Genomic DNA, 20,685 nt, shown 5'->3' with positions numbered 1-20,685 from the left:
TTTGAAAAAAATTCAACTTTTTCCTTTTTCTTTTAAAATTTGCTCAATATCATAGTATATTGAATCCCTTGATACTTTAAACATTCTAGCGAGTTCCGAGATGTTTAAAGCCTTTGGATTATAATTAAAGAGCTCAAGAGCTCTTGCCAGAATTTCCCTCCTCTCTTTTAGCCCTAAAATATGAGACTCCTCATTTCTCCTAGGAACATTGTAAACTACAACTCCAACTGCGTAAGTTCGCCTTGTTACAGGAGTCGTATATGTTCCAAACTCAAAGTCAACTATCTGATAGTAATACTTCAGATATGAGTTAATTTTGTTTTGGATATTTTTTATTGCCTCTTCTTTGTTTTTTCCTGTAGAATATTCCACAATCACACCTTTGTCCATCATTAGCGAATTATCAATAGTCAGGACCAACCTCAAGTTCATAAATGCACCAAAACTCAAGGAAATCTTCGATTTAGTAATTTTGCCCGGCCTCGATGCCAATTCTTTTATTGATTTTTTTCTAATCATGTTTACACAATCTTCAACATTTGAAGATTCGTGTTGGATAACAATCAATACCATACACTCACCCTTGCCAATACTACATATTGAGTATAATTCACTCAAATTTGGGGAGAAAGTTATATATAAATCTTTCACTCTTAAATAAATATAGAAAATTTTGGGGGTGTGTTTAAATGAAGAGAAAAGCCCAAGGAGCAATTGAGTATTTGTTCATGATTGCGGCCGCTTTGATCATCGTGGCCGTTGTGATTAGATACTTGAGGAGCACTGGAAGCAGTGCAGGAACACAAGCCGAACAGACAGTTAGTGATATAGGAAGCCAAATCTCAAGCGCAATTAGTAGTGAGATTTCAAACGCTACAGGTTGAGATTTGAGGGTTACGTTTTGAATTATTTTTTATTGTTTTTGGTGATTGCAATGAGACGCAGTGCTCAGGGAAGCCTTGAGTATCTCCTACTTTTGGGTGTTTCTATAGTCATAATCATGATAGTTGTAGGATATGTGGCGAAGTTTTCTCATAGTGAAGCAGAAATGATTACCGAGATGAATAACAAGAACGTAAACAGCGTAATGAATGCAATTAGCAATATATCCAGTGGAGAAATAAACAGCTAAATTTTTGTGATCTTAACAATAAAACCAGTGATTCTTAATTTTCCAGTGTCAATTAATGTAATATTGCTGCCCACAATCCTGAGAACAAATTTTGGGGTAGCAATTGTTACAGGTCCTTTAACACTTTCGTTGCACTTTATTATGCCTCCATCCTTAATCAAAACAGCGTCGCTTTCAAAATTTATAACTAAAGCCATTTCTTCTGGAATAACTATTGTTGCTTCATCATTCTTCAAATCCAAAACATATCTAATCGTGGCATTTTCAGAACTCTGCTCAACGATATAAGAACCATTTTTCAGAGATACCTTTGTTTTTGTATTAAACTTGATATTTCCATCAGCGATGTAGATATTTGCGATCTTTTCTCCATTGACAGCCAAAGAGAGCATTCCCTTAGAGCTTGTAATGCTGAGATTCTGTATGTTCGCTCCTATTTTGTAAAGCTCTATAACATCGCCAGTGCTGTATGACTCCGCAAACTCCAGTGTGAAGTTTATTAGGGCCTCTTTTTCTATAGCACCATAGTTTTCCTTAAGGAGCTTGTCGGAGCTTTTTATGACATACATCCATTTGCTGAGTATAATGCGCGAGACATTATTTTTCTTTAGTGTTTCCATCAGTGAGCCTGCATCTTGGTAAGCTAGATAGAAAAGTCCAAAGTTGTCTAGCGTATAAGGATGAATGCTTAGGTTTAAATAATAAGCGTTCATTGGATTAACCGAAAAATACACTTCCTGCTGGATCCCATTACCCTTAATATATGCTCCCAAGTCATTCCTAAGGTCTTTTGAATGAATTGCCCATCCAAGTTTAAGCTCGCCTTTGGGATAGTTTACTACTATGCCAAAATCTACCGTAGCCAACAGCATCACTGCCATAAGAGCACCAGTCATAATCTTCTTTTTTGGCATGGAGACTCCTAATAATCCATCAAGAAGAAGCAGATAAAGCACTAAAGCCATTGGATACATAAACCTCATATTTGGGAGAATAGGAGCTATAAAGAAATAGACAAAGAAGTTTGTTAGAGCTAGGCCTTTTAAATATTGATTGAGCTTCACACTGGTTTCTAGAGAGGTCGCTAAAAAGTACAGGAAGATTAGTACAAGGATGGGAGTGTAGTAATATAAAAATTCAGGGTTTCCATTACGAAGCGCCCCCAAAAAGTCGCTTATAAGTGAGAAAAGGTTGATTATGGGGGAGTACCTGCCCCCCTGAGCGAAGTATGTCTGGTTTAAATAATCTCGGCTAACAAGAAAGCCCAATGGGAGCTCAACGAGAAGCTTTGGAGTTAAAACAGCCAATGCAAGCTTGAACTCAATTTTCCAGTTTTTAAGGAGAATCATAAGGGATTCGTAGAGCTTTTTGATGTAGATGACCTTAAAGAGATATATCGTGAATATCCCCCAGAAGATAATAATCAAGGCCACTGCAAATTTCTGCCCGACAACAGTTATTGGATGAATTCCCGGAACAATGAAGAAAAGCCTTGCAAGTTTCGAAGGATATAGCATTATTGCAGAAATCACTAAAAGGATCATAGCCATGTAAGCCAACCCAATGGCCAAGCCCTGCTTGCGGGTTAATAAAATGTCAGAAGCTCTTTTTAAGCATTCCCAGAGCTTTTTGTCCAGTGAAAAGACTATAGTGATGTATAAAGCTAACAGGTAGGGCAAAATGGTAAACTTGGATGTACTTCCTAATCCAGCAACGAATAATGAGGCATATGCATATCTCATGTTTTTAGACTTGAAGTATTTAACAGCGAAGTAGAGGGAAAGGAGTGTAAAAAACTCTATTGAAGTCTCATGGTACACAAGGGAGTTCATGTGCACTAAAAGGGGATCCATAGTTATGAGGGCCATAAAACTCACACCGAGCTTCCAATCTCTAACTTCTTTCCCCACTAGATAAGCTATGATTATAGAGCCCATACCTAGGAGGAGGGAGAGGGCTCTACCTACGACATAGCTGTCCCCAAATACTCTAAGCCAAAGAGCAAGCATATAATAATAAAGAGGTGGATGAACAGCATAGATATCCCTATATGGGAGATAACCCTGATTAATGAGCCGAGCAATCATTAAGTAGGTTCCTTCATCATAGTCCATATACTCGTTCATGTACCCCGCTATCCCATAGAGTCTAGTGAAAAGATAATATACACTAATAAATCCCATTAGGAGTAACGCATTTTTGTTAAGTTTCTTAAGACGTTTCAACGTTCCTCCCCTTGTATTAAACGAGAAAGAAGCTTTTAAATTTTCGCTTCTTATTAATTATTACACCCCATTTACAGTAAATCTGCAATTATCTTTATTCCTTCTCACACTTACACGGCTTTTTCCCACAATAAGGACAATTGTTTGGATACTTCTTCAAAGCTGCTTCTTCTATATCTACGTCAACAATGTTGGCTAGGCTCACAAGCCATGCCAAAACATCGGCGAATTCTTCTTCCATTGCCTCTCTGTCGCCTTTTCTTAGAGCTTCTGCAAGTTCCCCCACTTCTTCTGTGAACCACAAAAACGTCTTTTCAAGGCCCCTTTTCGAGTCTCTGTGAAAGTAAATCTCCTTAATCATCTCTTGGAATTCTTTTATGTGCATTTGGGTTCACCTCTATTATGGTAACATTGTTCATCCTCCACACCACTTTCCCAATACCATTAAAATCACTTACTGTTGTGTTCCACTCTTCCTGTGCAAAAGGCTCCACAACAATGAATCTAACATTGTATTTATAAATAATTTCTAGTTTTCTCGCCGTGTCTGACGTAAAAAGGATCTCAAGGTCTCTGCGTCGTTGAATATTATCCAAAAAAGGATTTCCATGCCCATACATTGTGGCAATTATAGGCCTCCCTGTCAGCGAGTTGACCATCATGCCAAAGTTCTCATGACATGCTATTATATCATCCCTTTTAGTATTGCGGACAATCCAAATGGCCACATCACCAAAGTGTTCCTTGGGGAAATATTGATTGATGTTAATATAAGAGACCGGTACAAACCTGTCATTTATTTGAGACTCAACAAAATCCACTGCTCCTGCAGTTACAATGAGTATTAGAATCGGTAATAAAAGCCATTCACGTTTCTTAGCTTTCAGCAAGGAGTAAAGTTCCCGAAACGAGAATGCCAGAATTAGCAGGTAGATATAAGGAAGCATATATGAAAAGCGAGCTGAGTAGAAGTTGAAACCAAGTGGTCTGGTGAAGGAAGGTAATATGCGGAAAAAAGCAAAAACAAGAAAGAACTGTAGAAGAAATATCAAAGTTTGATTGTTTCTTCTTAGCCCTACATAAACACCTAAAATAATCATGGGAAGTAATTCGAACGGAGGCAGTATGCTCTTTAACTGAGTGCCTATTGTATCGTTAGCCCAGTAATTATAAATGTCCTCCACATCGACATTATTAGATTCGCTGTGAAGTGCAACATTAACCATAAAGGGAGAAAAAATAATTAGCGCTGTTATAAGCGACACCAAAGGGCGGATATCCATTTTGTACATTGATACAAAAAGTAAAAATGCCAAAATTGGAAGTGCGAGAGAATGAGTAAACAGAGAAAAACCTACAAGAATGCCAGAGAGGACAAATTTTTTTATATCCTCTTCAGCATATGCAGTCACAAAGCAGGAAAAGCTTAATAGAGCAAGTAATGGTGCCAGTTCTTTTGGATTGGGATATATATGATGCTTTAGAAGCAATACACTTAAATAAGCCGAGATCACTCCCCCAGTTTTGTCCATTATAACCTTCCCGGTATGATAAAACACCAATACCATCAGTACCGAAAACATGACAGGGGAGTATATGGTGATCTTCTCCATGGGCTGGTTAAGAAGTTTTGAAACACCAGCAATGAGGATATGATAAAAGAAAGGATACCAGTTTGGATAGATATTGTAAGTTTGATCCAAAAAGGGACTTCTACCAAGAAGGATTCCCCTAGCAATTGCAGTATGAACCAAAGTATCTCCTCCAACAATATAGCCAACAGGCATTTGCCTTTGGAATGCATAGTACAGAGGGACCAGAGCAGCAACTAAGAGCGGTAGAGTAAGGTGTCCCTCATTTATTTGTATACCCTTTCTCAAGCTCAGCCTCAACCTATCATCACCCTTCAGCGCAATTCGCTGTCATCATCGCCAAAGATAACTCAACTTTAGAAATTTAAAGCTTAACCATCAAAAAGGATTTAACCTATGACACTAATACTTACTATCGGCTAAAAAATCGGGTGGTAGTTATGCCCCTATTTTCTTTTGGCTCAAAAAAGAGCAAAGTAAGAAAGATGATAGAAAGTGAAGATATTGAGAGGGCTGTGAATCAAGCTCTAAGCGATAAAAAGTTCCTAGAAGCTTTGATTGAGCTCCTAGAGGATGACGTTCCGGGTATTAGAGGAGATGCAATGCTCGTGCTGAGCGAAGTCATCTCCAAAGAAAGCAGCACATTAAAAAACAAAATCAATGATAAGTTCATACTAAAGATAATTGAGCTATCCTCTCAGAGGAACTCCTACGTGAAGGATAATGCCATGGTCCTTTTAAATGCCATGATCCAAAACTATCCAGAGGCTATGAGCAAATACAGAGATAAAATTGCTCCAAAGCTAATTGAAATGCTTGAAGTTGGAGATAAGAACGACAAGGCCTTTGCCCTGCTGATGATAAAAGAACTTAAGATTAAAGAAGCCATGCCAAAAGTTGAAGAGCTCTTGGAAGTGCAGGACAAAGTTATCCTTCCATTCGAGGGCAGAAAGTGGGTCCCTCTTGGAGAGATTGCGAAAGAGGTTTTAGAAACGTTGGGAGGTGAATAGAGTGCTCGAAGGGTTAATACTCTTAATCATGTTTGTCCTAGTCGGCTACTTAGTAGCAAAGCTCACAATGGCAATTTTAAAGTGGCTCGCAGTGAACACAATAGTCGGACTCATATTAGTAGGATTGCTCAACTTCTTGGGCGTCGTCCACATAGAGCTGAACCTAATAAACTTCCTAATAATCGCTGTTGGTGGAGTCATAGGGGTGTTTATCTTAATTTTGCTATCCCTCTTTTAGCCCTTCCACTTTTTTGATTGACCAAACTTTTATAAATTGCATTCTTTAAGTGTTTAAAGGAGAGAAAAAGGTTCTTGAGGTGATGCTCATGTCTCACACTTCAGCTGAGATGTATGAACTAAAGAAAAAAGTGGAGGAGCTAAAGAAAATAAGAGGAAGAGCAACGGAACTCGTTTCCCTTTACATCCCCGCAGGATATGATTTGAATAAGGTAATGCAGCAGCTTAGAGAGGAGTATGGAACTGCGCAGAACATCAAGTCAAAATCAACGAGGAAAAACGTCCTTGGAGCATTAGAAAGGGCAATGCAGCACTTAAAGCTCTACAGGCAGACACCTCCTAATGGTTTAGCCCTTTTCGTTGGAAACGTGAGCGAGCAAGAAGGTGTTAGCGACATCCAAGTGTTCGCAATAGTCCCCCCAGAGCCCATCAACGTTAGGCTCTATCGATGTGATCAAACCTTCGTGACGGAGCCCCTTGAAGAGATGCTCCGTGTTAAAGAGGCTTATGGGCTTATAACCGTAGAGAAGAACGAATCCACAATAGGTATTTTAAGAGGGAAGAAAATAGATGTTGTGGACGATCTGAGGTCAACGGTGCCAGGCAAAACGAGAGCCGGTGGTCAGTCCGCTCGAAGATATGAGCGTATTAGGGAGCAGGAGACGCACGAATTCATGAAGCGCATTGCGGAGCACGCAAACAATGCATTTTTACCCCTCCTCGAAAAGGGAGAGCTCAAAGGCATTATCATAGGCGGGCCAGGGCCAACAAAAGAAGAGTTCGTTGAAGGTGATTATCTGCACCACGAGCTTAGAAAGAAGATTATCGGAGTGGTTGATATAAGCTACCATGGAGAATACGGTTTGAGGGAGCTCGTTGAAAAGGCGAGCGACATTTTGGCAGAGCAGGAAGCTGTTAAAGAGAGAAAGCTCATCCAAAACTTCTTCAAGCACCTCGTTAAGGACACGGGCTTGATAACCTACGGTGAGAAGGAGATAAGGAAAGCTTTGGAGATGGGAGCAGTTGACACACTCCTGATAAGCGAAGGATACGATAAGATTAGGGCAAAAGTAAAGTGCAACGCCTGCGGCTGGGAAGAGCTCAAGACAATGAGGGAGAGCGAATTTGATACCTTTAAGAAGCAGATTAAAACATGTCCAAAGTGCGGAAGCCAAAACTTGAGCTTCGAGAAGTGGGAAGTTGCAGAGGAGCTAATAAAAATGGCAGAGGATATAGGAGCGAATGTTGAAATAATTTCCCTCGACACCGACGAAGGCCAGCAGTTCTTCAGAGCATTTGGAGGCTTAGGAGCATTCTTGAGGTATAAGCTTCAATGAAGGCCTACCTCCTTTAATAGGCCCTTTATCTTTTCTTTGACATCCTCCCCATCCATGAGATATGGCGGCCTCAAGACCGGCTTTATTGAGAAGCCTCTTAAGTCCATAGCGAGCTTTATCGCCGAACCGAAGGAAGAGGCTAAATCATAAACCTTTGCAAGTTTTGCAAGCTTCTGAGCATGCTCGATAGCGTCGTCAAATCTCTTATCTTCAAAAGCTTTGAACAGGCTTAGGTGAAGCTCTGGTGCAAAGTTTGCACATGCCATTATCCCGCCGTCGCCTCCTAATATGAGCGTATTCAGGAAGTGCTGGTCTAAGCCGGTGAACACTTTAAAGTCCTTTCTCTCCCCTTTAACTTCAAAGATTACATCCCTAACGTGGTTTATGCTGTCTATCGTTTCTTTAATACCTGCTATGTTTGAGTACTCCAAAGCTAAGCGCTTTATAAGCGGAACGCTTAGGGGATTGGCACAGCTTGGGATGTTGTAAAGGATTATTGGAATATCTGTTTTTTCGGCAATTAAAGTGTAGTGCTTAAACAAAGCATCATCGCTCAGTGGGCAGTAGTATGGGGGAGCGATAACTACGTAATCGGCTCCAATGTCTTGGGCGTGCTTTGTGAGCTCAATCACCTCGAAGGTGTTCGTTGAGGCAGTACCAACCAAATAAAAGGCGGACTGGACGAGCTCTCTTCCCTTCTCTGCTAAGAGCTTCATCTCTTCTTTGCTTAAGCTCGTAAATTCACCTGTTGTGGCGTTAACAAAAATGCCATGGACTCCAACTTTTTGGAGATGTTCAATGTGCTCCTCAAGAGCAGGGAAATCAATCGAATAGTCTTCATTAAAAGGGGTAACTAAAGGCACTACAACTCCTCTCATGGAACCACCAAAGAAGATAGATTCAAAAATATAAAAAGGTAGCTAATAGCTAACCTCGTACTCAAATGTAACGCTTTCCTTTTCTCCAGGCTTCACCGTAACTTTAAAGTCCACGTAGTTGGCAGTTTCTTCTATTGGACTTTCGCTTGAGCTCAAAATCTTTCCACGCCACTTGTAGTGCCTAATTATTACTTCCTTCTCATCCTCACCAAAGTTCTCAATGGTGACTTGAATCTTATAATAGGCCCCTCTATCGTAGTGTCTTTCGTCCAAAACTTTGGTTTCGCCCTTTAAGTCAATGTCCTTTCCGAGCTTGAGCCTAAGCGTATCGCCTTTCGGCGTGTGGTCAATCCACTGCTCACCAATTAAAACGCTTTTGCCCTCCATCTCTTTGTAAATTTCCACTATTCCAGCGGGGAGAACTTTGTCGGCCTTGAGTGAGATTATCTCGTAAATGTCGCTGCTTCCACCGTAAGGATAGCTCTCATACAAATACTCGCGCTCGAATGGGCTCTCTTGGGCCACGTAGGGGATAAGCTTCTTCTCAAATGAGTTCACATCTATCTGGCCCAGTTTGTACAAATAGAACGCCTCAAGTTTTTGGGGTTCGCTCACTTGAGCTCCTACTACTTCCTCAGCTTTAGCCATCGTCACGAAATCTCTGTAGTAAATGGGTGGCTGGTAGAAACTAACGTCGCCTGAAACTAAGAGCACGTCTATGTCTTCAAAGCTCTTGTTGGTAGGATTGTCAATTAAAACGTAGCCCTGCAAAAAGGCGCTATCGCTCAGGTAGAGCTTGTACCTTGAGCTCCATCCCATAGAAGAGACCCTATAAATGAGCTTAAACTTATATTTACCGTCCTCATTTGCTTTTATCACTGCGTAAGTCCTCGCTTTAGCTTCACCGTTGAGCTTTGAGACTTTGAAGTAAGCCATCTCTTGAGGATCGATTAAGTAGTATCCATCCCCTTCAATCGCTATTTTGCCGTCCTTGTAGCCCAAAAACTTACCACTTATCGTCTCGCCGCTTTTGAGCTTAACCTCTACGGTTTCGCCGATGTTGGCATCGAAAACACTCTTAACGTCGAAGCCTTGACTAACTACTCCAAGAACTTCAACCCCCTCATCCACAGGCTTTAAAGTGAGTTCAGCGATGTTTAGTCCATCAAGCTCTTCCAAGGGGACTTCATTTATACCCCTCTTCAGCTCAAAGCTAATCTCCTTCTCAACAACCCCTATCTTTGCTGAGTCGTAGAGCACCAAACTCCCGCCTTCCCCTACTGCTTTGCTTCCTTGAAAGATCACCATCGCCAAGAGAATCAAAACAAAAGGCAATGTAATCAAAATCTTCGTTTTTCTTTTCATTGTTTTCACCAATTAATAACTAGGCTCTCATGTTATTTATAATCACACGACCGCTTCAAGGGAGCTTGAAGTGATACGCAAACTCTTTTAAAACACCTGCCGATTTTAACATGGTGGTGCTAATGAAGGTCGTATTGGGAAGCGGTGCTCAACACATGCGTGATGAGTTTTTAGCTAAGGCTAAGGATTACGGTAAAGAAGTCATTGAAGTTGAGATTAAGACATTCCCCGATGGTGAAAAGTACGTTAGAATTTTAGGGGACGGAGAAGAGGCAATAGTCGTCCAATCAACCTTTAAGCCCCAAGACGAGCACTTAATCGAGCTTCTCCTCTTGGGTGATGCCCTCAGGGAGAAGGGCTTTAAGCACTTAAAGGCCGTTGTCCCATACTTGGCCTACTCAAGGCAGGATAGAGTGACAAAAGACGGAGAATCAATTAGCGTTAGGGCAATTTTAAGGGCTCTCTCACTCTACTATGACGAATTTTATGTCTTTGATTTGCACAACCCCAAGACCCTTGAATTCTTCCCAAAGAATGCCGTCAACTTAAGCCCAGCAAATGCAGTAGCAAAATACTTCAAAGAAAAGCTCGGTGAGGGAGTAGTTTTAGGCCCAGATAAAGGCGCCTTGGAGAGAGCTAAAGCTGTTGCCGAGATCTTGGGCTTAGAGTTCAGTCACTTTGAGAAAAAGAGAATCTCTCCAACGGAGGTCCAAATGACACCAGTTGACATAGACGTGAGAGGAAAGAACGTCCTTATCGTCGATGACATAATAAGCACTGGTGGGACGATGATTAAAGCGGCCAACTTGCTTAGGGAGATGGGAGCAAAGAAGGTCTTCGTTGCAGTAACGCACGGCGTTTTTGCGGAAGGAGCGATAGAAAGGGTAAGTAAAGCGGTCGATGAGTTGGCGGTGACGAACAGCATTCCAACGCCCGTTTCAAAGATAAGCCTCGTGGAGGAAATTTTGAAGCTTTAATTACTCTCTTTTTTGATTCATTTCATTGACGAGCATTGAAGTTGCCCAAGTTTTAACATCCTCGTCAATGATGTCATTGATTAAGTTTAGTGCTTCAGATATCTTCCCCTGCCGGGCCAGCCTCAAAGCAACTTCTGCTTTAATTTTTGATTGGTTTGAGACATCAAGAATAAACTCACTTAGCTTTAAGGCATCTTCAAACTTATTGAGATCCATTAGATCAAAGGCTAAGCTCATTAGCGTTTTAGTCCTCGCATCAGGGTTGAGATCCAAAATTGCTTCAAGAGCCTCTTTAAAAGCATTCTCATAGTCAACTCCTCTCTTTGCCATCTCTACCACAATCTTAGAATACGCAGTGGCTTTTATTCCCTTGTCAGGTATTCCGCGAACAACTTGAAGTGCCAGTTCAAAATCACCCCTCTTTAAAAGCCCACCTATAGTTTCATAAAGAGCCCTGGATTGGTACCACTCCTGCATCTTCCCACCACAAAGATTATGCTTTCCTAAAACTTAAACTTTTTGAAAAGTTGAGATAAAAAATAGCAAAATCAAAAGGTTATTAGCGCTTCATAAACCAGCTCTCCAAAGTCCTTTGCTTTCCTTTTTTCACTGCCTTCCTTAGTCTTTCAAGTCCGTGCTTTACTCTCTCCTCGCTGAAGTCGTGCTCGTCGCATAGGAACTTTAAGATGCCCTCCTCATCAGGCATCTTCCACTCGAGCTTGTAGTCATCGGTAACCGGAGGATTTAGGAAGAACTCTTTTATCTCATACAAATCAACATCGCTCTCTTTGTTGTATCTCGCTAGAACATCTTTCTTATACTTCACAAGTTCTAAGGCCTTTTTCGGCCCAATTCCCTTTATGCCACCAGGGTTGTAGTCTGTGCCAACGAGAATCGCCATCTCAATGAGCTTTTCCCTGTCGAGCTTTAGGGTCTTGAGCACTTCCTCCAAGACTATCAATTCAGGCTTAACTTCCACATAGATGTTCTTTCCGGGAAGTTTCCTCCTCCCGGTTATGGTTACATTTCTCACGAGTCTCGGTGCGCCGAAGAGCAGTGAGTCGTAATCTTGAGATGCGGAAGCCCAGACTTTGCCCTTAGCGGCCATATAAGCAGCTTGGGCTTCTCCCTCACTCGGCGCTTGAATAACAGGGATGCCCATAAGTTCTAGGAGGGTTTTGGCATCGCTTATGAGTTGCTCATTTACGCGCGAAGCCCTTTGAGCATATTTCTTAGCCTCCTCCAGCTCGCCCCTTTCAAGGGCAGCTTGCCACTTTTCCTTTGCCTCCTCTCTAGCTTCAGCTCTCTTTTTAAGCTCCTTCTTCTTAAGTTCGGGCGGCTTTCCGTCGAAGATGTAAGCAGGTTTAATTCCACTTTCCATTAGGTTTATCGTCCTGTAGAATAAGCCCGAGAGGTGGGAAGTAATCCTCCCCTGCGAGTCCATTAAAGGCGTTCCATCCCTCTGCCTAATAGTGGATAGGAATTGATAAATAGCGTTGAAAGCGTCTATCGCGATTTTCCTCCCGTTGAGCTTTTCGAGCTCTATCTCTTTCCTCGGAATTATCTCTCCAATTTGAACTCCCATATCACTCCCCCACCTTTATGTATAAGTATCCCAAAACGAATATAAGGACAGCTATAGCAAAAAGCTTTATGGCATCCAGCTCCTTGAAGTCCGATGCAACTACAAGTTTTTGGATTAAGGCCACTATTCCAACCTCAAGGATGTGTGTTAAGCTCACCCTGTGCTGTTTTAAGTAGATTATCAAGATGCGGTATGTCTCGATGAGGATAATCGTCACGAGAACGTTTGCAACTAAAAGCTTGGGCTCCGTAATGTTGTATGTCAGCTTGAAGTTCAGATAGATTGAGTACACCGTGAGATATAGGATGAAGAACAGAAATACCATGATGACTAAGTCAAATGAAATCTCCAGCACTCTTCTAAAAAGCCTGTGGATTTGAGTATACTGGGCGATTTTTTCCTCCTCGATCTTTGTCATTGCTATCACCAAAAGCCACTAGTTTTATTCTCTTTTTGTATTCTTTAAGATTATGGTCCAATACATTTCACATCCAGCCTGTGCTCATTCAACAAAAGTTAAGCACCTTTTGTTAATTTAACAAATGACGATTGTAGTATCGGCAAATGGATAAGAGAAAAGTTATAACCCTCTTCTTCGACTTAACTTTGTAAAGTTTATCGAGGTGGAGAAAATGAGCATAGAGGCACTTTTCAAGCCAAGGAGTGTTGCCGTTATCGGTGCTTCTGGAACTCCGGGTAAGATAGGATACGCAATCATGAGAAACCTTATTGAGTACGGCTTTGAAGGAAAGATTTATGCGGTAAACGTCAGAGGCGGCGAAATAGAGATAAGCGGAAGAAAGTTCGAAGTTTACAAGAGCGTTCTCGATATTCCTGATGAAGTTGATATGGCAGTTATCGTTGTTCCGGCTAAGTTCGTTCCTCAAGTTGTGGAAGAGTGCGGTAAAAAGGGCGTTAAAGTGGCTCCAATCATAAGCTCTGGATTTGGAGAGGTCGGCGAGGAAGGAAAGAAGGTTGAGCAGCAATTAGTGGAGACCGCCCACAAGTATGGGCTTAGGATTCTTGGTCCAAACATCTTCGGTGTTGTTTACACACCAACAAAGGTGAACGCTACTTTTGGTCCCGTTGATGTCCTCCCAGGTAAGTTGGCTTTGATCTCTCAAAGCGGTGCTTTGGGAATTGCTTTGATGGGATGGACAATCCTCGAGAAGGTTGGCCTTTCAGCAGTTGTTAGCATTGGAAACAAGAGCGACATAGACGATGCAGACCTCTTGGAGTACTTCGAGAATGATGAAAACACAGGTGCAATCCTCATCTACATGGAGGGCGTTAAAGAGGGTAGAAAGTTCATGGAGACCGCTAAGAAAGTGTCAATGAAGAAGCCAATCATCATCATTAAAGCCGGAAGGAGTGAGAGAGGAGCCAAAGCTGCAGCTTCCCACACAGGTTCTCTCGCCGGCGCTGACAGCATTTACACGGCTGCATTCAAGCAAAGCGGTGTTTTGAGGGCTTTAACAATTGGTGAAGCCTTTGACTGGGCAAGAACACTCTCAAACCTCCCTGAGCCGAAGGGAGATAACATCGTTATCCTCACAAACGGCGGTGGAATAGGTGTTATGGCCACAGATGCAGCTGAGGAAGAAGGATTAAAGCTCTACGACAACCTTGAAGACTTGAAGGTCTTTGCCAACCACATGCCACCATTTGGTTCATACAAGAACCCGGTTGACCTAACAGGTATGGCCGGTGCTGAGAGCTACGAAGGAGCAGTTAGAGATGCTTTGGCCAATCCAAACATGCACGCCATAGCTGTGCTCTACTGTCAAACAGCTGTCCTTGACCCAAGAGACCTCGCAAAGATTGTAATTGACGAATACGAAAAGAGCGGAAGGGAGAAGCCTCTCGTCGTAGCTATCGTCGGTGGTGTCGAGGCTAAGGAAGCCATTGATATGCTCAACGAGAAGGGTATCCCAGCATATCCAGAGCCTGAAAGGGCCATAAAATCATTAGCCGCTCTCTACAGATGGGAGCACTGGAAGAAGAAGCACAAGAAGGAGTGAGCTTTCTTTTTTTCTTCTACCAAAATCCTTATTTCTCTTTAACAGCATATTTCTTTTGATGCCACATGCTCATAGCCCTTATAAGCGACATTCATTCAAACCTTGAAGCTCTCGAAGCTGTTTGGCATAAGGTAAAAAAAGCCGACGTAATTTTTTGCTTGGGCGATTTGGTGGGTTACGGAGCTAATCCAAATGAAGTTGTAGAGTTCTTCAAGGAGCAGATGGAAAAAAGGGAAATTTTATGTGTTAGAGGCAATCACGACAATGCAGTGGCATTTGGCATAGATTGGGGCTTCAACCCCTATGCAAGGGAGGCGATTAAGTGGCATCAAAGGGTTATGAGCATAGAGAATCTGGAATTTTTGCGCCAACTGCCTGTTAGACAGCTTTTCATTGACAATAAAAACAGCAGCTATCTCTTAATCCACGGCTCTCCAAGGGCACCTTTAGATGAGTATCTCCTCCCATGGCTCCCGGACAGTGAGTTTAAGAGCGTTTTGAGTTATATAAAGCAGGACAACCTAATAGTGGGACATACTCACATGCCTATGCTGAGGGAAATTGAAGGAAGGAGAATTATAAATCCTGGTGGGGTGGGGCAACCGAGGGATGGCGATTGGAGAGCGAGCTACGCTTTCATTGACACTGAAACAAAAGAGGTGTATTTTGAGAGGGAAGAATATGATGTGGATAAGGCCGCGAGAAAAATAATAAATGCAGGATTACCCAAATTCTTGGCTTACAGATTATATGAAGGGTATTAAAATAGAAACCTCAACCCTGCTGAAGCTTCTCTTTTATCATGCTGACCCTTCTGAGCTTTGATTTTACAGCGAGCTTTGTGGAGTCAATGATTATAACTTCTCCAATGCTCTTGACTGCATTAACTGGAATTAGTAAAAGACCCTCGTGATCTGTAACAAACTCACTAACATCCAAATCCTCGTCTGGTTCTGCCACAATAACGAGGATATCACCGGTTTCCTCATCGAAGCTTAAATCATAGACCCATCCAAGCCTTATACCCGTATCTGTGATTAGTTCAACATCCCTAAGCTTTGAAGCTTTAATCTTTACCATCTTTGCCACCTCATATCGCTAAATTAGTCTAACAGTTATTTAGTCCACTTTTCATATATAAATCATTTCCTAAAAAGGAAAATAAAAAATGTGAAAGTTCAGCCGGTAAAGTAGTCTATTCCCCTATACTCTTCTTTTTTCTCAGTCTTTCTGCTTTCCTCAAAGCGCTTATAGTATTCGAGCATGTACTGTGTTATGCTAGGTTTAATCTTCTTCATGGCTTCTTCAAAATCTTTCTTCGTTACATAGAGATTCTCCAAAAACTCCTCGCTTAGCTCTTCAAGCTCTTTCTTTGATACAACAGATCTTCTTAAAGCCGTTAAAGCTGCTTCCCTAACCAGCGCCTCTAAATCAGCACCGCTGTAACCTTGGGTCTTCTTAGCAAGTTCTTTAAGGTCAACATCTTTAGCCAATGGAACGTTCCTCGTGTGAACTTTTAGTATCTCAAGCCTTGCTTTCTCATCAGGTGCTGGCACCAAAATAAGCCTATCGAACCTTCCGGGTCTTAATAAAGCAGGGTCTAGTATATCAGGCCTGTTCGTAGCCGCTATAACCACCACACCACTGTTCTCCTCAATACCATCCATCTCCGTAAGCAATTGATTAATTAGCCTATCCGTAACCCTTTCGCCTTCCATGGCACCTCTCATCGGCGCTATTGAATCTATCTCGTCAATGAATATCACTGTTGGGGCTGCTTGCCTGGCCTTCCTGAAGATCTCCCTAACGCGTTTTTCACTTTCTCCCACCCATTTGCTTAAAACTTCAGGCCCTCTAATACCAATGAAGTTAGCTTCACTCTCGTTTGCAACAGCTTTAGCTAATAGCGTCTTACCAGTTCCCGGTGGACCATAAAGGAGGATGCCCTTTGGAGGATTAACACCGAGCCTTTGGAATGCCTTTGGGTACTTGAGAGGCCACTCAACGGCCTCCTTCAAGGCCTGTTTTACATTTTCCAAGCCACCAATGTCCTCCCAGCGAACGTTGGGCACTTCAATCATGACTTCTCTGAGTGCTGAAGGCTCAACCATCTTCAACGCTTCGTAAAAGTCATCTCTAGTTACTTTAAGCTCTTGTAGGACTTCTGGTGGGATTTTCTCTTCCTCCGGATTTATCCTTCTCTCTTTAATCAAGCGTCTCAAAACAACCATTGCTGCTTCTCTCGCTAGGGCAGCTAAGTCAGCACCAACAAAACCATGCGTCTTCTCCGCAAACTCATCGAGCATCTTATCAATGAGTTTAACTTTAACTTCCCCGTAAATTTCGCTTTCTCCTTTCAAGATGCTTTTAATCTCTTCCTCGTCCTTAGCTGTTTCAACCTTTTTGATCAAAGCCTCAATTCTCTCTTTCTCAAAGCGTCCTTCTTTTAAGAGAGTTTTTAGGATTTTTAGGACGTCATTCCTGTTGTATTCGGCCTCTAACGGCATTCCTCTTGTGTGGATTTGGAGGATCTCTTTGCGCCCCTGCTTGTCAGGAACTCCCACCTCTATTTCCCTATCAAATCTACCGGGTCTCCTCAAAGCTGGGTCTAGAGCATCAGGTCTGTTAGTGGCTGCTATCACTATTACCTTGCCCCTTGACTTTAGTCCATCCATTAAAGTTAAGAGCTGACTGACGACTCTCTTTTCAACCTCCCCTGTGACTTCTTCTCTCTTTGGAGCGATAGCATCAATCTCGTCAATGAATATAATGCTCGGTGCATTCTCTTCAGCCTCTTTGAATATCTCTCTTAAGCGCTCTTCACTCTCTCCATAGAACTTGCTCATTATCTCTGGTCCGTTAATGGCTATGAAGTGAGCATTAGCTTCGTTTGCAACGGCTTTGGCTAGCAAAGTCTTACCCGTTCCCGGTGGACCGTAAAGGAGGACGCCCTTAGGCGGCTCTATGCCTAAGCGCTCGAAGAGCTCTGGATGCTTTAGCGGAAGCTCTACCATTTCCCTAATCTTTTGAATGGCATCTTTTAGACCGCCTATATCTTCGTATGTAACCTCTGGTAGAGCTTCCTCCCTAAGCTCGACTGCTTGGGAAAGAACTTCTACCTCAGTGTTGTGCGTTATTTGGACTATTCCCTTTGGAGCAGTGCTTACAACGACAAATTTGAGCTCGCCAAAGCCTACTGGAAGAAGGCTCCTAAATATTTCCTCAAAGGGGCTTGCAAAAAACTCGTCCTCAATTCTTCCGCTCGCTATGATTAAATCACCTTTAACAACAGGCCTTCCAAGAAGGTTGTTCTTTACAAGTTCGCCTGGAATTTGGATTAAAACTCCCTTTTGAGCTGGGGCGAGAGTAACTTTCCTAGCCTCCTGAACTTCTGCCCTTCTAAGAGTCACAAAATCGCCTATGCTTACGCCAGCATTTTTTCTAATATATCCGTCTATCCTGATGATGTCTATTCCCCTGTCATCAGGGTGAGGGTTGGCAACTATTGCGGCCGTAACTTTTTCCCCTCTAAGCTCCACTATGTCCCCCGGCTCTACACCCAGCTGTCTCTGGAATTTTCTATCAAAGCGTGCTATTCCCCTTCCAACATCTCTCTTAAGTGCTTCAGCAACCCTAAGCTTAATTTCCTCCTTGGTTTCTTCTCTACCAAATATCATTTTTCTCACCCTTTATCCTCTTTTTATGAACTTCAATAGCTTCATTTAAACTCATATTACCTTTAGCAACCTCCCGAGCAAGCTCAGATGAGATCGTTATTTTACCTCCGCTGAGCTGCCTACTCTTATGCTTTATATGCTCGATTTCTCTTTTACTCGGTTCCTTAGTTTTTAACAGCTCACTGATTTTAACTTCCACTCCATCTCTTAAAGCTATGTTGATCGATGCCACTATGTCCTGAACCTGAGAAACCTCAACCCCGCCTATTTTTGGGGTGGTTCTTTTCTCATTGACGAGTATTATCGGATAATCCTCCCCCAAAACTTGAGCAAGTGCTTTTAGGGTTAATATGCGGTGCCTTCTTGCTCCATGCCCAATTTTAATCTTTGCTGTTGGATACTTCTCAAGAAGTTCTAAAATTGTATCCACATCGTTTGGGTTCTTAAGGTGGTAAACCTCGATAATCCTATTGTCTCCCACCACAGAAACACCCGGTCTTTCCCCAGGATCTATCCCTATATAGATCGTTTTAAATCTCTTTCTTCCTTCAAGTCTGATTAAAAGTTCGTCTATAAAATTCTCATCCCTTACTATAACCTTCACAGGAAAGTCAATCTCTTCTACGTCTTTCTCTCCTGTTAAGACTACCTCAACATCAAAGGGGATTTTATCGTCAAGTTTAAGACTATGAAAGGGGATTTTATACTCTTTAAGAACCTTCGAAGCTATATAGTAAACCCTTGCATCAGAGGTCATTATAGCAACTCTCATGTTCTTTAATATATTGCAGGATATTAAAAAGTAACTGGTTGCTGCACTGAATTATTGAAAGACCTCCCCAAGACAAATCAATAAAAGAAAGCTCCAAAACCTTAAATGCCGCATTCATCTGCGTTAAATCACTTAAGATAAAGCTTATAAACCTAGAGTATAAGACTAGAATGCTCTCCTGGGGCGGGAGGTGTTTTGATATGCAACCTCCAAAGAAAAAGAAGAAAGTTGAAGAGCATGAAGAAGAGTTCTTTGAAGAAGAGGAAGAATGGGAAGAGGAGGACTTTGAGGAGTGGGAAGACGAATTTGAGGACGAGGATTGGGAAGAAGACTGGGAAGACGAGGAGGAATGGTAAGCTAATCCTTCCAAGGAACTTCTGTTTTGATTTTCCAAATCCCTAAGAGCTTTCTTGAACCCCAAGTAGCTTGAATCTCAAAGGCAACTACCATTGTTGGGTATATGTCTATCAAATTAAAGGAGTTTCCAAAGGGATTTCTATGAAGCTCCCAGCTTATTGAGCCTGAATTCACTATTGGTGTATTTTCAACTTTAATAGCCACTGCATTTCCTCCGTGTCCTGTTAACACCAAATCAGCTTCGTGGGAAGTTAAGATCTTAAGGACGTTGCCCCCATCCTCTAAAAAGCCGAGCTCCCTGCTACGGGGAATGGGAATAATGTTGTGATGCATCAAAACCGTTACAAACTTGTCTCTATACTCATCTAAGTACTCTCTTAATATCTTCTGCCCAATTCTCCCTACCACACCTATGGGAGTTTCATACTGTGCAGTCAAAATAGGAATAAAAACAAAATCCCCCATCTCTTTAATCTCGGGTTCTCCAAAATATGACTTGAAGAGATCGTATCCTAAGTAGGTAATATCACTATGGCCGGGAATTACAATTTTATCTCCCCTAATCTTCTCGTAAAACTCCATAGCCTGTTCATAGTATCGCCCTATTCCAACATCCACTACATCCCCACAGTGGATAACTAAATCGGGTTTATATTTCTCGTTTATTGCTTTTATGGCATTTTCGAGAATCCTTTCCCTAAAGTAAACCCTGTCAGAGACTTTACTTTCACTAAGTTGAACTATTCTTAAAATTCTCTTTCCCTTTGGAATAAATATTCTCTGTTTTGGAATTTCAAAAAGGCGCTCGGCTCTGTCTCCCGTTACTCTTTTTATCGTAACCTCAACCTTGCCATCCTCATGTATCTTTATTATATTGTAACTATTTACATCCCCCTTTCTCGTCTTCCTGCAAGAAGTGCATCCTGCATTTACAACAATCAAATTTTCGATTTTATACACATTTGGGACATGCTTGTGTCCACAGATGTAGAGGGTAACATCATGCTTTAGAAGCAAATCTAAAACATCACCAGCATTAAAGAGAACATTTCGCTCCCTTCCAGTATCCGGAAGAGGTACGAGGTGATGGTGAGCAGCAACTATCTTGACCTTTTTATGTGAATACTCTTCCAGCTTTTCCTTCAGCCATCTAAATTTGTAGCCTCCTACTCTACCATCGCTTAAATCTGGAATCGTGGAATCGAGCCAGATTACCACCAAATCATCTTTTTCATAAACCCCATTTAGAGGGCCAATATACTTTTCAAACAGCTCGTAACCAACGTTCCTAGCATCGTGGTTGCCCGGGAGCACAACTAAAGGCTTTTGTATTCTTTTTAAGGCATAACTTGCATGCTCGTATTCTTCCCTAAGACCCTGATTTGTGACATCTCCCGTATGAATAACAAAATCGAATTTTTTTAGATTTATCTCATTAATTATCAAGTCGTAGGCATATGATTTAAAAGCAGCATCTGTCGTCACGTGAGTATCACTGATATGAGCTATCCTCATCATGG

At 41.9% G+C, this 20,685-nt stretch carries 22 protein-coding genes; 9 read left to right on the top strand and 13 right to left on the bottom strand.

Annotated features, from left to right (window positions below; genetic code table 11):
• Positions 1-12 precede the first annotated feature (12 nt).
• Positions 13-573, bottom strand: coding sequence for a hypothetical protein (locus PAP_RS03650; RefSeq protein ID WP_048164745.1), 561 nt, complete (start codon positions 571-573; stop codon positions 13-15).
• Positions 574-689: 116 nt separating this feature from the next.
• Here PAP_RS03650 and PAP_RS03645 point away from each other — a divergent pair, with 116 nt between their 5' ends.
• Positions 690-884 (top strand): class III signal peptide-containing protein, encoded by a 195-nt coding sequence (locus PAP_RS03645; protein WP_048164744.1) that lies wholly within the window; start codon positions 690-692, stop codon positions 882-884.
• 50 nt (positions 885-934) lie between these two features.
• Positions 935-1,132 (top strand): class III signal peptide-containing protein, encoded by a 198-nt coding sequence (locus tag PAP_RS03640; protein ID WP_048164743.1) that lies wholly within the window; start codon positions 935-937, stop codon positions 1,130-1,132.
• Here the strand turns inward: PAP_RS03640 and PAP_RS03635 are convergent.
• From PAP_RS03635 to PAP_RS03625, 3 genes are all read right to left on the bottom strand, one after another.
• Positions 1,129-3,315 (bottom strand): glycosyltransferase family 39 protein, encoded by a 2,187-nt coding sequence (locus PAP_RS03635; protein WP_144367987.1) that lies wholly within the window; start codon positions 3,313-3,315, stop codon positions 1,129-1,131. The two genes, PAP_RS03640 and PAP_RS03635, sit on opposite strands and share 4 nt — an antisense overlap.
• A 136-nt stretch (positions 3,316-3,451) precedes the next feature.
• A complete protein-coding gene (locus PAP_RS03630; protein ID WP_048164741.1) occupies positions 3,452-3,742 on the bottom strand; it encodes a MazG nucleotide pyrophosphohydrolase domain-containing protein in 291 nt (96 codons plus the stop codon).
• Positions 3,711-5,249, bottom strand: coding sequence for a glycosyltransferase family 39 protein (locus PAP_RS03625; RefSeq protein WP_052649054.1), 1,539 nt, complete (start codon positions 5,247-5,249; stop codon positions 3,711-3,713). The genes PAP_RS03630 and PAP_RS03625 overlap by 32 nt, the downstream gene beginning before the upstream one ends.
• Before the next feature lie 185 nt (positions 5,250-5,434).
• Here PAP_RS03625 and PAP_RS03620 point away from each other — a divergent pair, with 185 nt between their 5' ends.
• From PAP_RS03620 to prf1, 3 genes are all read left to right on the top strand, one after another.
• Complete coding sequence (locus PAP_RS03620; protein ID WP_236627007.1) at positions 5,435-5,959, top strand: hypothetical protein; 525 nt, start codon at positions 5,435-5,437, stop codon at positions 5,957-5,959.
• Position 5,960: 1 nt separating this feature from the next.
• On the top strand, positions 5,961-6,197 hold the full coding sequence (locus PAP_RS03615; RefSeq protein ID WP_201769542.1) for a pro-sigmaK processing inhibitor BofA family protein: 237 nt from the start codon (positions 5,961-5,963) through the stop codon (positions 6,195-6,197).
• 88 nt (positions 6,198-6,285) lie between these two features.
• On the top strand, positions 6,286-7,533 hold the full coding sequence (prf1, locus tag PAP_RS03610; protein WP_048164739.1) for a peptide chain release factor aRF-1: 1,248 nt from the start codon (positions 6,286-6,288) through the stop codon (positions 7,531-7,533).
• Here the strand turns inward: prf1 and PAP_RS03605 are convergent.
• The gene (locus PAP_RS03605) at positions 7,527-8,411 is read right to left on the bottom strand and encodes a dihydrodipicolinate synthase family protein (protein ID WP_048164738.1); all 885 of its coding nucleotides are present in this window, start codon (positions 8,409-8,411) and stop codon (positions 7,527-7,529) included. The two genes, prf1 and PAP_RS03605, sit on opposite strands and share 7 nt — an antisense overlap.
• Before the next feature lie 42 nt (positions 8,412-8,453).
• Complete coding sequence (locus PAP_RS03600) at positions 8,454-9,776, bottom strand: DUF4139 domain-containing protein (RefSeq protein ID WP_048164737.1); 1,323 nt, start codon at positions 9,774-9,776, stop codon at positions 8,454-8,456.
• A 122-nt stretch (positions 9,777-9,898) separates the two neighbouring features.
• Here PAP_RS03600 and PAP_RS03595 point away from each other — a divergent pair, with 122 nt between their 5' ends.
• Entirely contained in the window at positions 9,899-10,753 is an 855-nt protein-coding gene (locus PAP_RS03595) for a ribose-phosphate diphosphokinase (RefSeq protein ID WP_048164736.1), read from the top strand.
• Here PAP_RS03595 and PAP_RS03590 read toward each other — a convergent pair whose 3' ends face one another.
• From PAP_RS03590 to PAP_RS03580, 3 genes are all read right to left on the bottom strand, one after another.
• Positions 10,754-11,230, bottom strand: coding sequence for a tetratricopeptide repeat protein (locus tag PAP_RS03590; RefSeq protein ID WP_048164735.1), 477 nt, complete (start codon positions 11,228-11,230; stop codon positions 10,754-10,756).
• An 82-nt stretch (positions 11,231-11,312) separates the two neighbouring features.
• Positions 11,313-12,338 carry a flap endonuclease-1 gene (fen, locus tag PAP_RS03585; protein ID WP_048164734.1) on the bottom strand — a complete coding sequence of 342 codons (1,026 nt, stop codon included), beginning with the start codon at positions 12,336-12,338 and terminating at the stop codon, positions 11,313-11,315.
• A gap of 1 nt (position 12,339) precedes the next feature.
• The gene (locus PAP_RS03580; RefSeq protein WP_048164733.1) at positions 12,340-12,756 is read right to left on the bottom strand and encodes a phosphate-starvation-inducible PsiE family protein; all 417 of its coding nucleotides are present in this window, start codon (positions 12,754-12,756) and stop codon (positions 12,340-12,342) included.
• Between the two features lie 214 nt (positions 12,757-12,970).
• Here PAP_RS03580 and acs point away from each other — a divergent pair, with 214 nt between their 5' ends.
• Positions 12,971-14,359, top strand: coding sequence for an acetate--CoA ligase alpha subunit (acs, locus tag PAP_RS03575; RefSeq protein WP_048164732.1), 1,389 nt, complete (start codon positions 12,971-12,973; stop codon positions 14,357-14,359).
• Between the two features lie 65 nt (positions 14,360-14,424).
• Entirely contained in the window at positions 14,425-15,123 is a 699-nt protein-coding gene (locus tag PAP_RS03570; protein WP_048164731.1) for a metallophosphoesterase family protein, read from the top strand.
• 10 nt (positions 15,124-15,133) lie between these two features.
• Here the strand turns inward: PAP_RS03570 and PAP_RS03565 are convergent, their stop codons facing one another.
• The 3 genes from PAP_RS03565 to PAP_RS03555 all read right to left on the bottom strand — a co-directional run bounded on the left by PAP_RS03565 (position 15,134) and on the right by PAP_RS03555 (position 18,808).
• Entirely contained in the window at positions 15,134-15,439 is a 306-nt protein-coding gene (locus PAP_RS03565; protein WP_048164730.1) for a PRC-barrel domain-containing protein, read from the bottom strand.
• A gap of 98 nt (positions 15,440-15,537) precedes the next feature.
• On the bottom strand, positions 15,538-18,036 hold the full coding sequence (locus PAP_RS03560; RefSeq protein ID WP_048164729.1) for a CDC48 family AAA ATPase: 2,499 nt from the start codon (positions 18,034-18,036) through the stop codon (positions 15,538-15,540).
• Positions 18,023-18,808 carry a hypothetical protein gene (locus tag PAP_RS03555; protein WP_048164728.1) on the bottom strand — a complete coding sequence of 262 codons (786 nt, stop codon included), beginning with the start codon at positions 18,806-18,808 and terminating at the stop codon, positions 18,023-18,025. The genes PAP_RS03560 and PAP_RS03555 overlap by 14 nt, the downstream gene beginning before the upstream one ends.
• 200 nt (positions 18,809-19,008) lie before the next feature.
• Between PAP_RS03555 and PAP_RS10310 the strand changes: the two genes are divergently transcribed.
• Entirely contained in the window at positions 19,009-19,164 is a 156-nt protein-coding gene (locus PAP_RS10310) for a hypothetical protein (protein ID WP_162472310.1), read from the top strand.
• Position 19,165: 1 nt separating this feature from the next.
• Here PAP_RS10310 and PAP_RS03550 read toward each other — a convergent pair whose 3' ends face one another.
• Positions 19,166-20,680, bottom strand: a complete 1,515-nt coding sequence (locus PAP_RS03550) for a metallophosphoesterase family protein (RefSeq protein WP_048165922.1) — start codon at positions 20,678-20,680, stop codon at positions 19,166-19,168.
• Positions 20,681-20,685: the final 5 nt, after the last annotated feature.

It is taken from the genome of Palaeococcus pacificus DY20341, from assembly GCF_000725425.1.
In the GTDB taxonomy this organism is placed as follows: domain Archaea; phylum Methanobacteriota_B; class Thermococci; order Thermococcales; family Thermococcaceae; genus Palaeococcus; species Palaeococcus pacificus.
Note: the sequence above shows the minus strand (reverse complement) of the source record. Positions and strands in the feature narration are given on the sequence as shown.

What these genes read in the sequence shown, in the direction of transcription:
- PAP_RS03650 (WP_048164745.1), bottom strand. Translation starts at nt 573, where the DNA reads ATGGTATTGATTGTTATCCAACACGAATCTTCAAATGTTGAAGATTGT.
- PAP_RS03645 (WP_048164744.1), top strand. Translation starts at nt 690, where the DNA reads ATGAAGAGAAAAGCCCAAGGAGCAATTGAGTATTTGTTCATGATTGCG.
- PAP_RS03640 (WP_048164743.1), top strand. Translation starts at nt 935, where the DNA reads ATGAGACGCAGTGCTCAGGGAAGCCTTGAGTATCTCCTACTTTTGGGT.
- PAP_RS03635 (WP_144367987.1), bottom strand. Translation starts at nt 3,315, where the DNA reads ATGGGATTTATTAGTGTATATTATCTTTTCACTAGACTCTATGGGATA.
- PAP_RS03630 (WP_048164741.1), bottom strand. Translation starts at nt 3,742, where the DNA reads ATGCACATAAAAGAATTCCAAGAGATGATTAAGGAGATTTACTTTCAC.
- PAP_RS03620 (WP_236627007.1), top strand. Translation starts at nt 5,435, where the DNA reads ATGATAGAAAGTGAAGATATTGAGAGGGCTGTGAATCAAGCTCTAAGC.
- prf1 (WP_048164739.1), top strand. Translation starts at nt 6,286, where the DNA reads ATGTCTCACACTTCAGCTGAGATGTATGAACTAAAGAAAAAAGTGGAG.
- PAP_RS03605 (WP_048164738.1), bottom strand. Translation starts at nt 8,411, where the DNA reads ATGAGAGGAGTTGTAGTGCCTTTAGTTACCCCTTTTAATGAAGACTAT.
- PAP_RS03600 (WP_048164737.1), bottom strand. Translation starts at nt 9,776, where the DNA reads ATGAAAAGAAAAACGAAGATTTTGATTACATTGCCTTTTGTTTTGATT.
- PAP_RS03595 (WP_048164736.1), top strand. Translation starts at nt 9,899, where the DNA reads ATGAAGGTCGTATTGGGAAGCGGTGCTCAACACATGCGTGATGAGTTT.
- PAP_RS03590 (WP_048164735.1), bottom strand. Translation starts at nt 11,230, where the DNA reads ATGCAGGAGTGGTACCAATCCAGGGCTCTTTATGAAACTATAGGTGGG.
- fen (WP_048164734.1), bottom strand. Translation starts at nt 12,338, where the DNA reads ATGGGAGTTCAAATTGGAGAGATAATTCCGAGGAAAGAGATAGAGCTC.
- PAP_RS03580 (WP_048164733.1), bottom strand. Translation starts at nt 12,756, where the DNA reads ATGACAAAGATCGAGGAGGAAAAAATCGCCCAGTATACTCAAATCCAC.
- acs (WP_048164732.1), top strand. Translation starts at nt 12,971, where the DNA reads ATGAGCATAGAGGCACTTTTCAAGCCAAGGAGTGTTGCCGTTATCGGT.
- PAP_RS03570 (WP_048164731.1), top strand. Translation starts at nt 14,425, where the DNA reads ATGCTCATAGCCCTTATAAGCGACATTCATTCAAACCTTGAAGCTCTC.
- PAP_RS03565 (WP_048164730.1), bottom strand. Translation starts at nt 15,439, where the DNA reads ATGGTAAAGATTAAAGCTTCAAAGCTTAGGGATGTTGAACTAATCACA.
- PAP_RS03560 (WP_048164729.1), bottom strand. Translation starts at nt 18,036, where the DNA reads ATGATATTTGGTAGAGAAGAAACCAAGGAGGAAATTAAGCTTAGGGTT.
- PAP_RS03555 (WP_048164728.1), bottom strand. Translation starts at nt 18,808, where the DNA reads ATGAGAGTTGCTATAATGACCTCTGATGCAAGGGTTTACTATATAGCT.
- PAP_RS10310 (WP_162472310.1), top strand. Translation starts at nt 19,009, where the DNA reads ATGCAACCTCCAAAGAAAAAGAAGAAAGTTGAAGAGCATGAAGAAGAG.
- PAP_RS03550 (WP_048165922.1), bottom strand. Translation starts at nt 20,680, where the DNA reads ATGAGGATAGCTCATATCAGTGATACTCACGTGACGACAGATGCTGCT.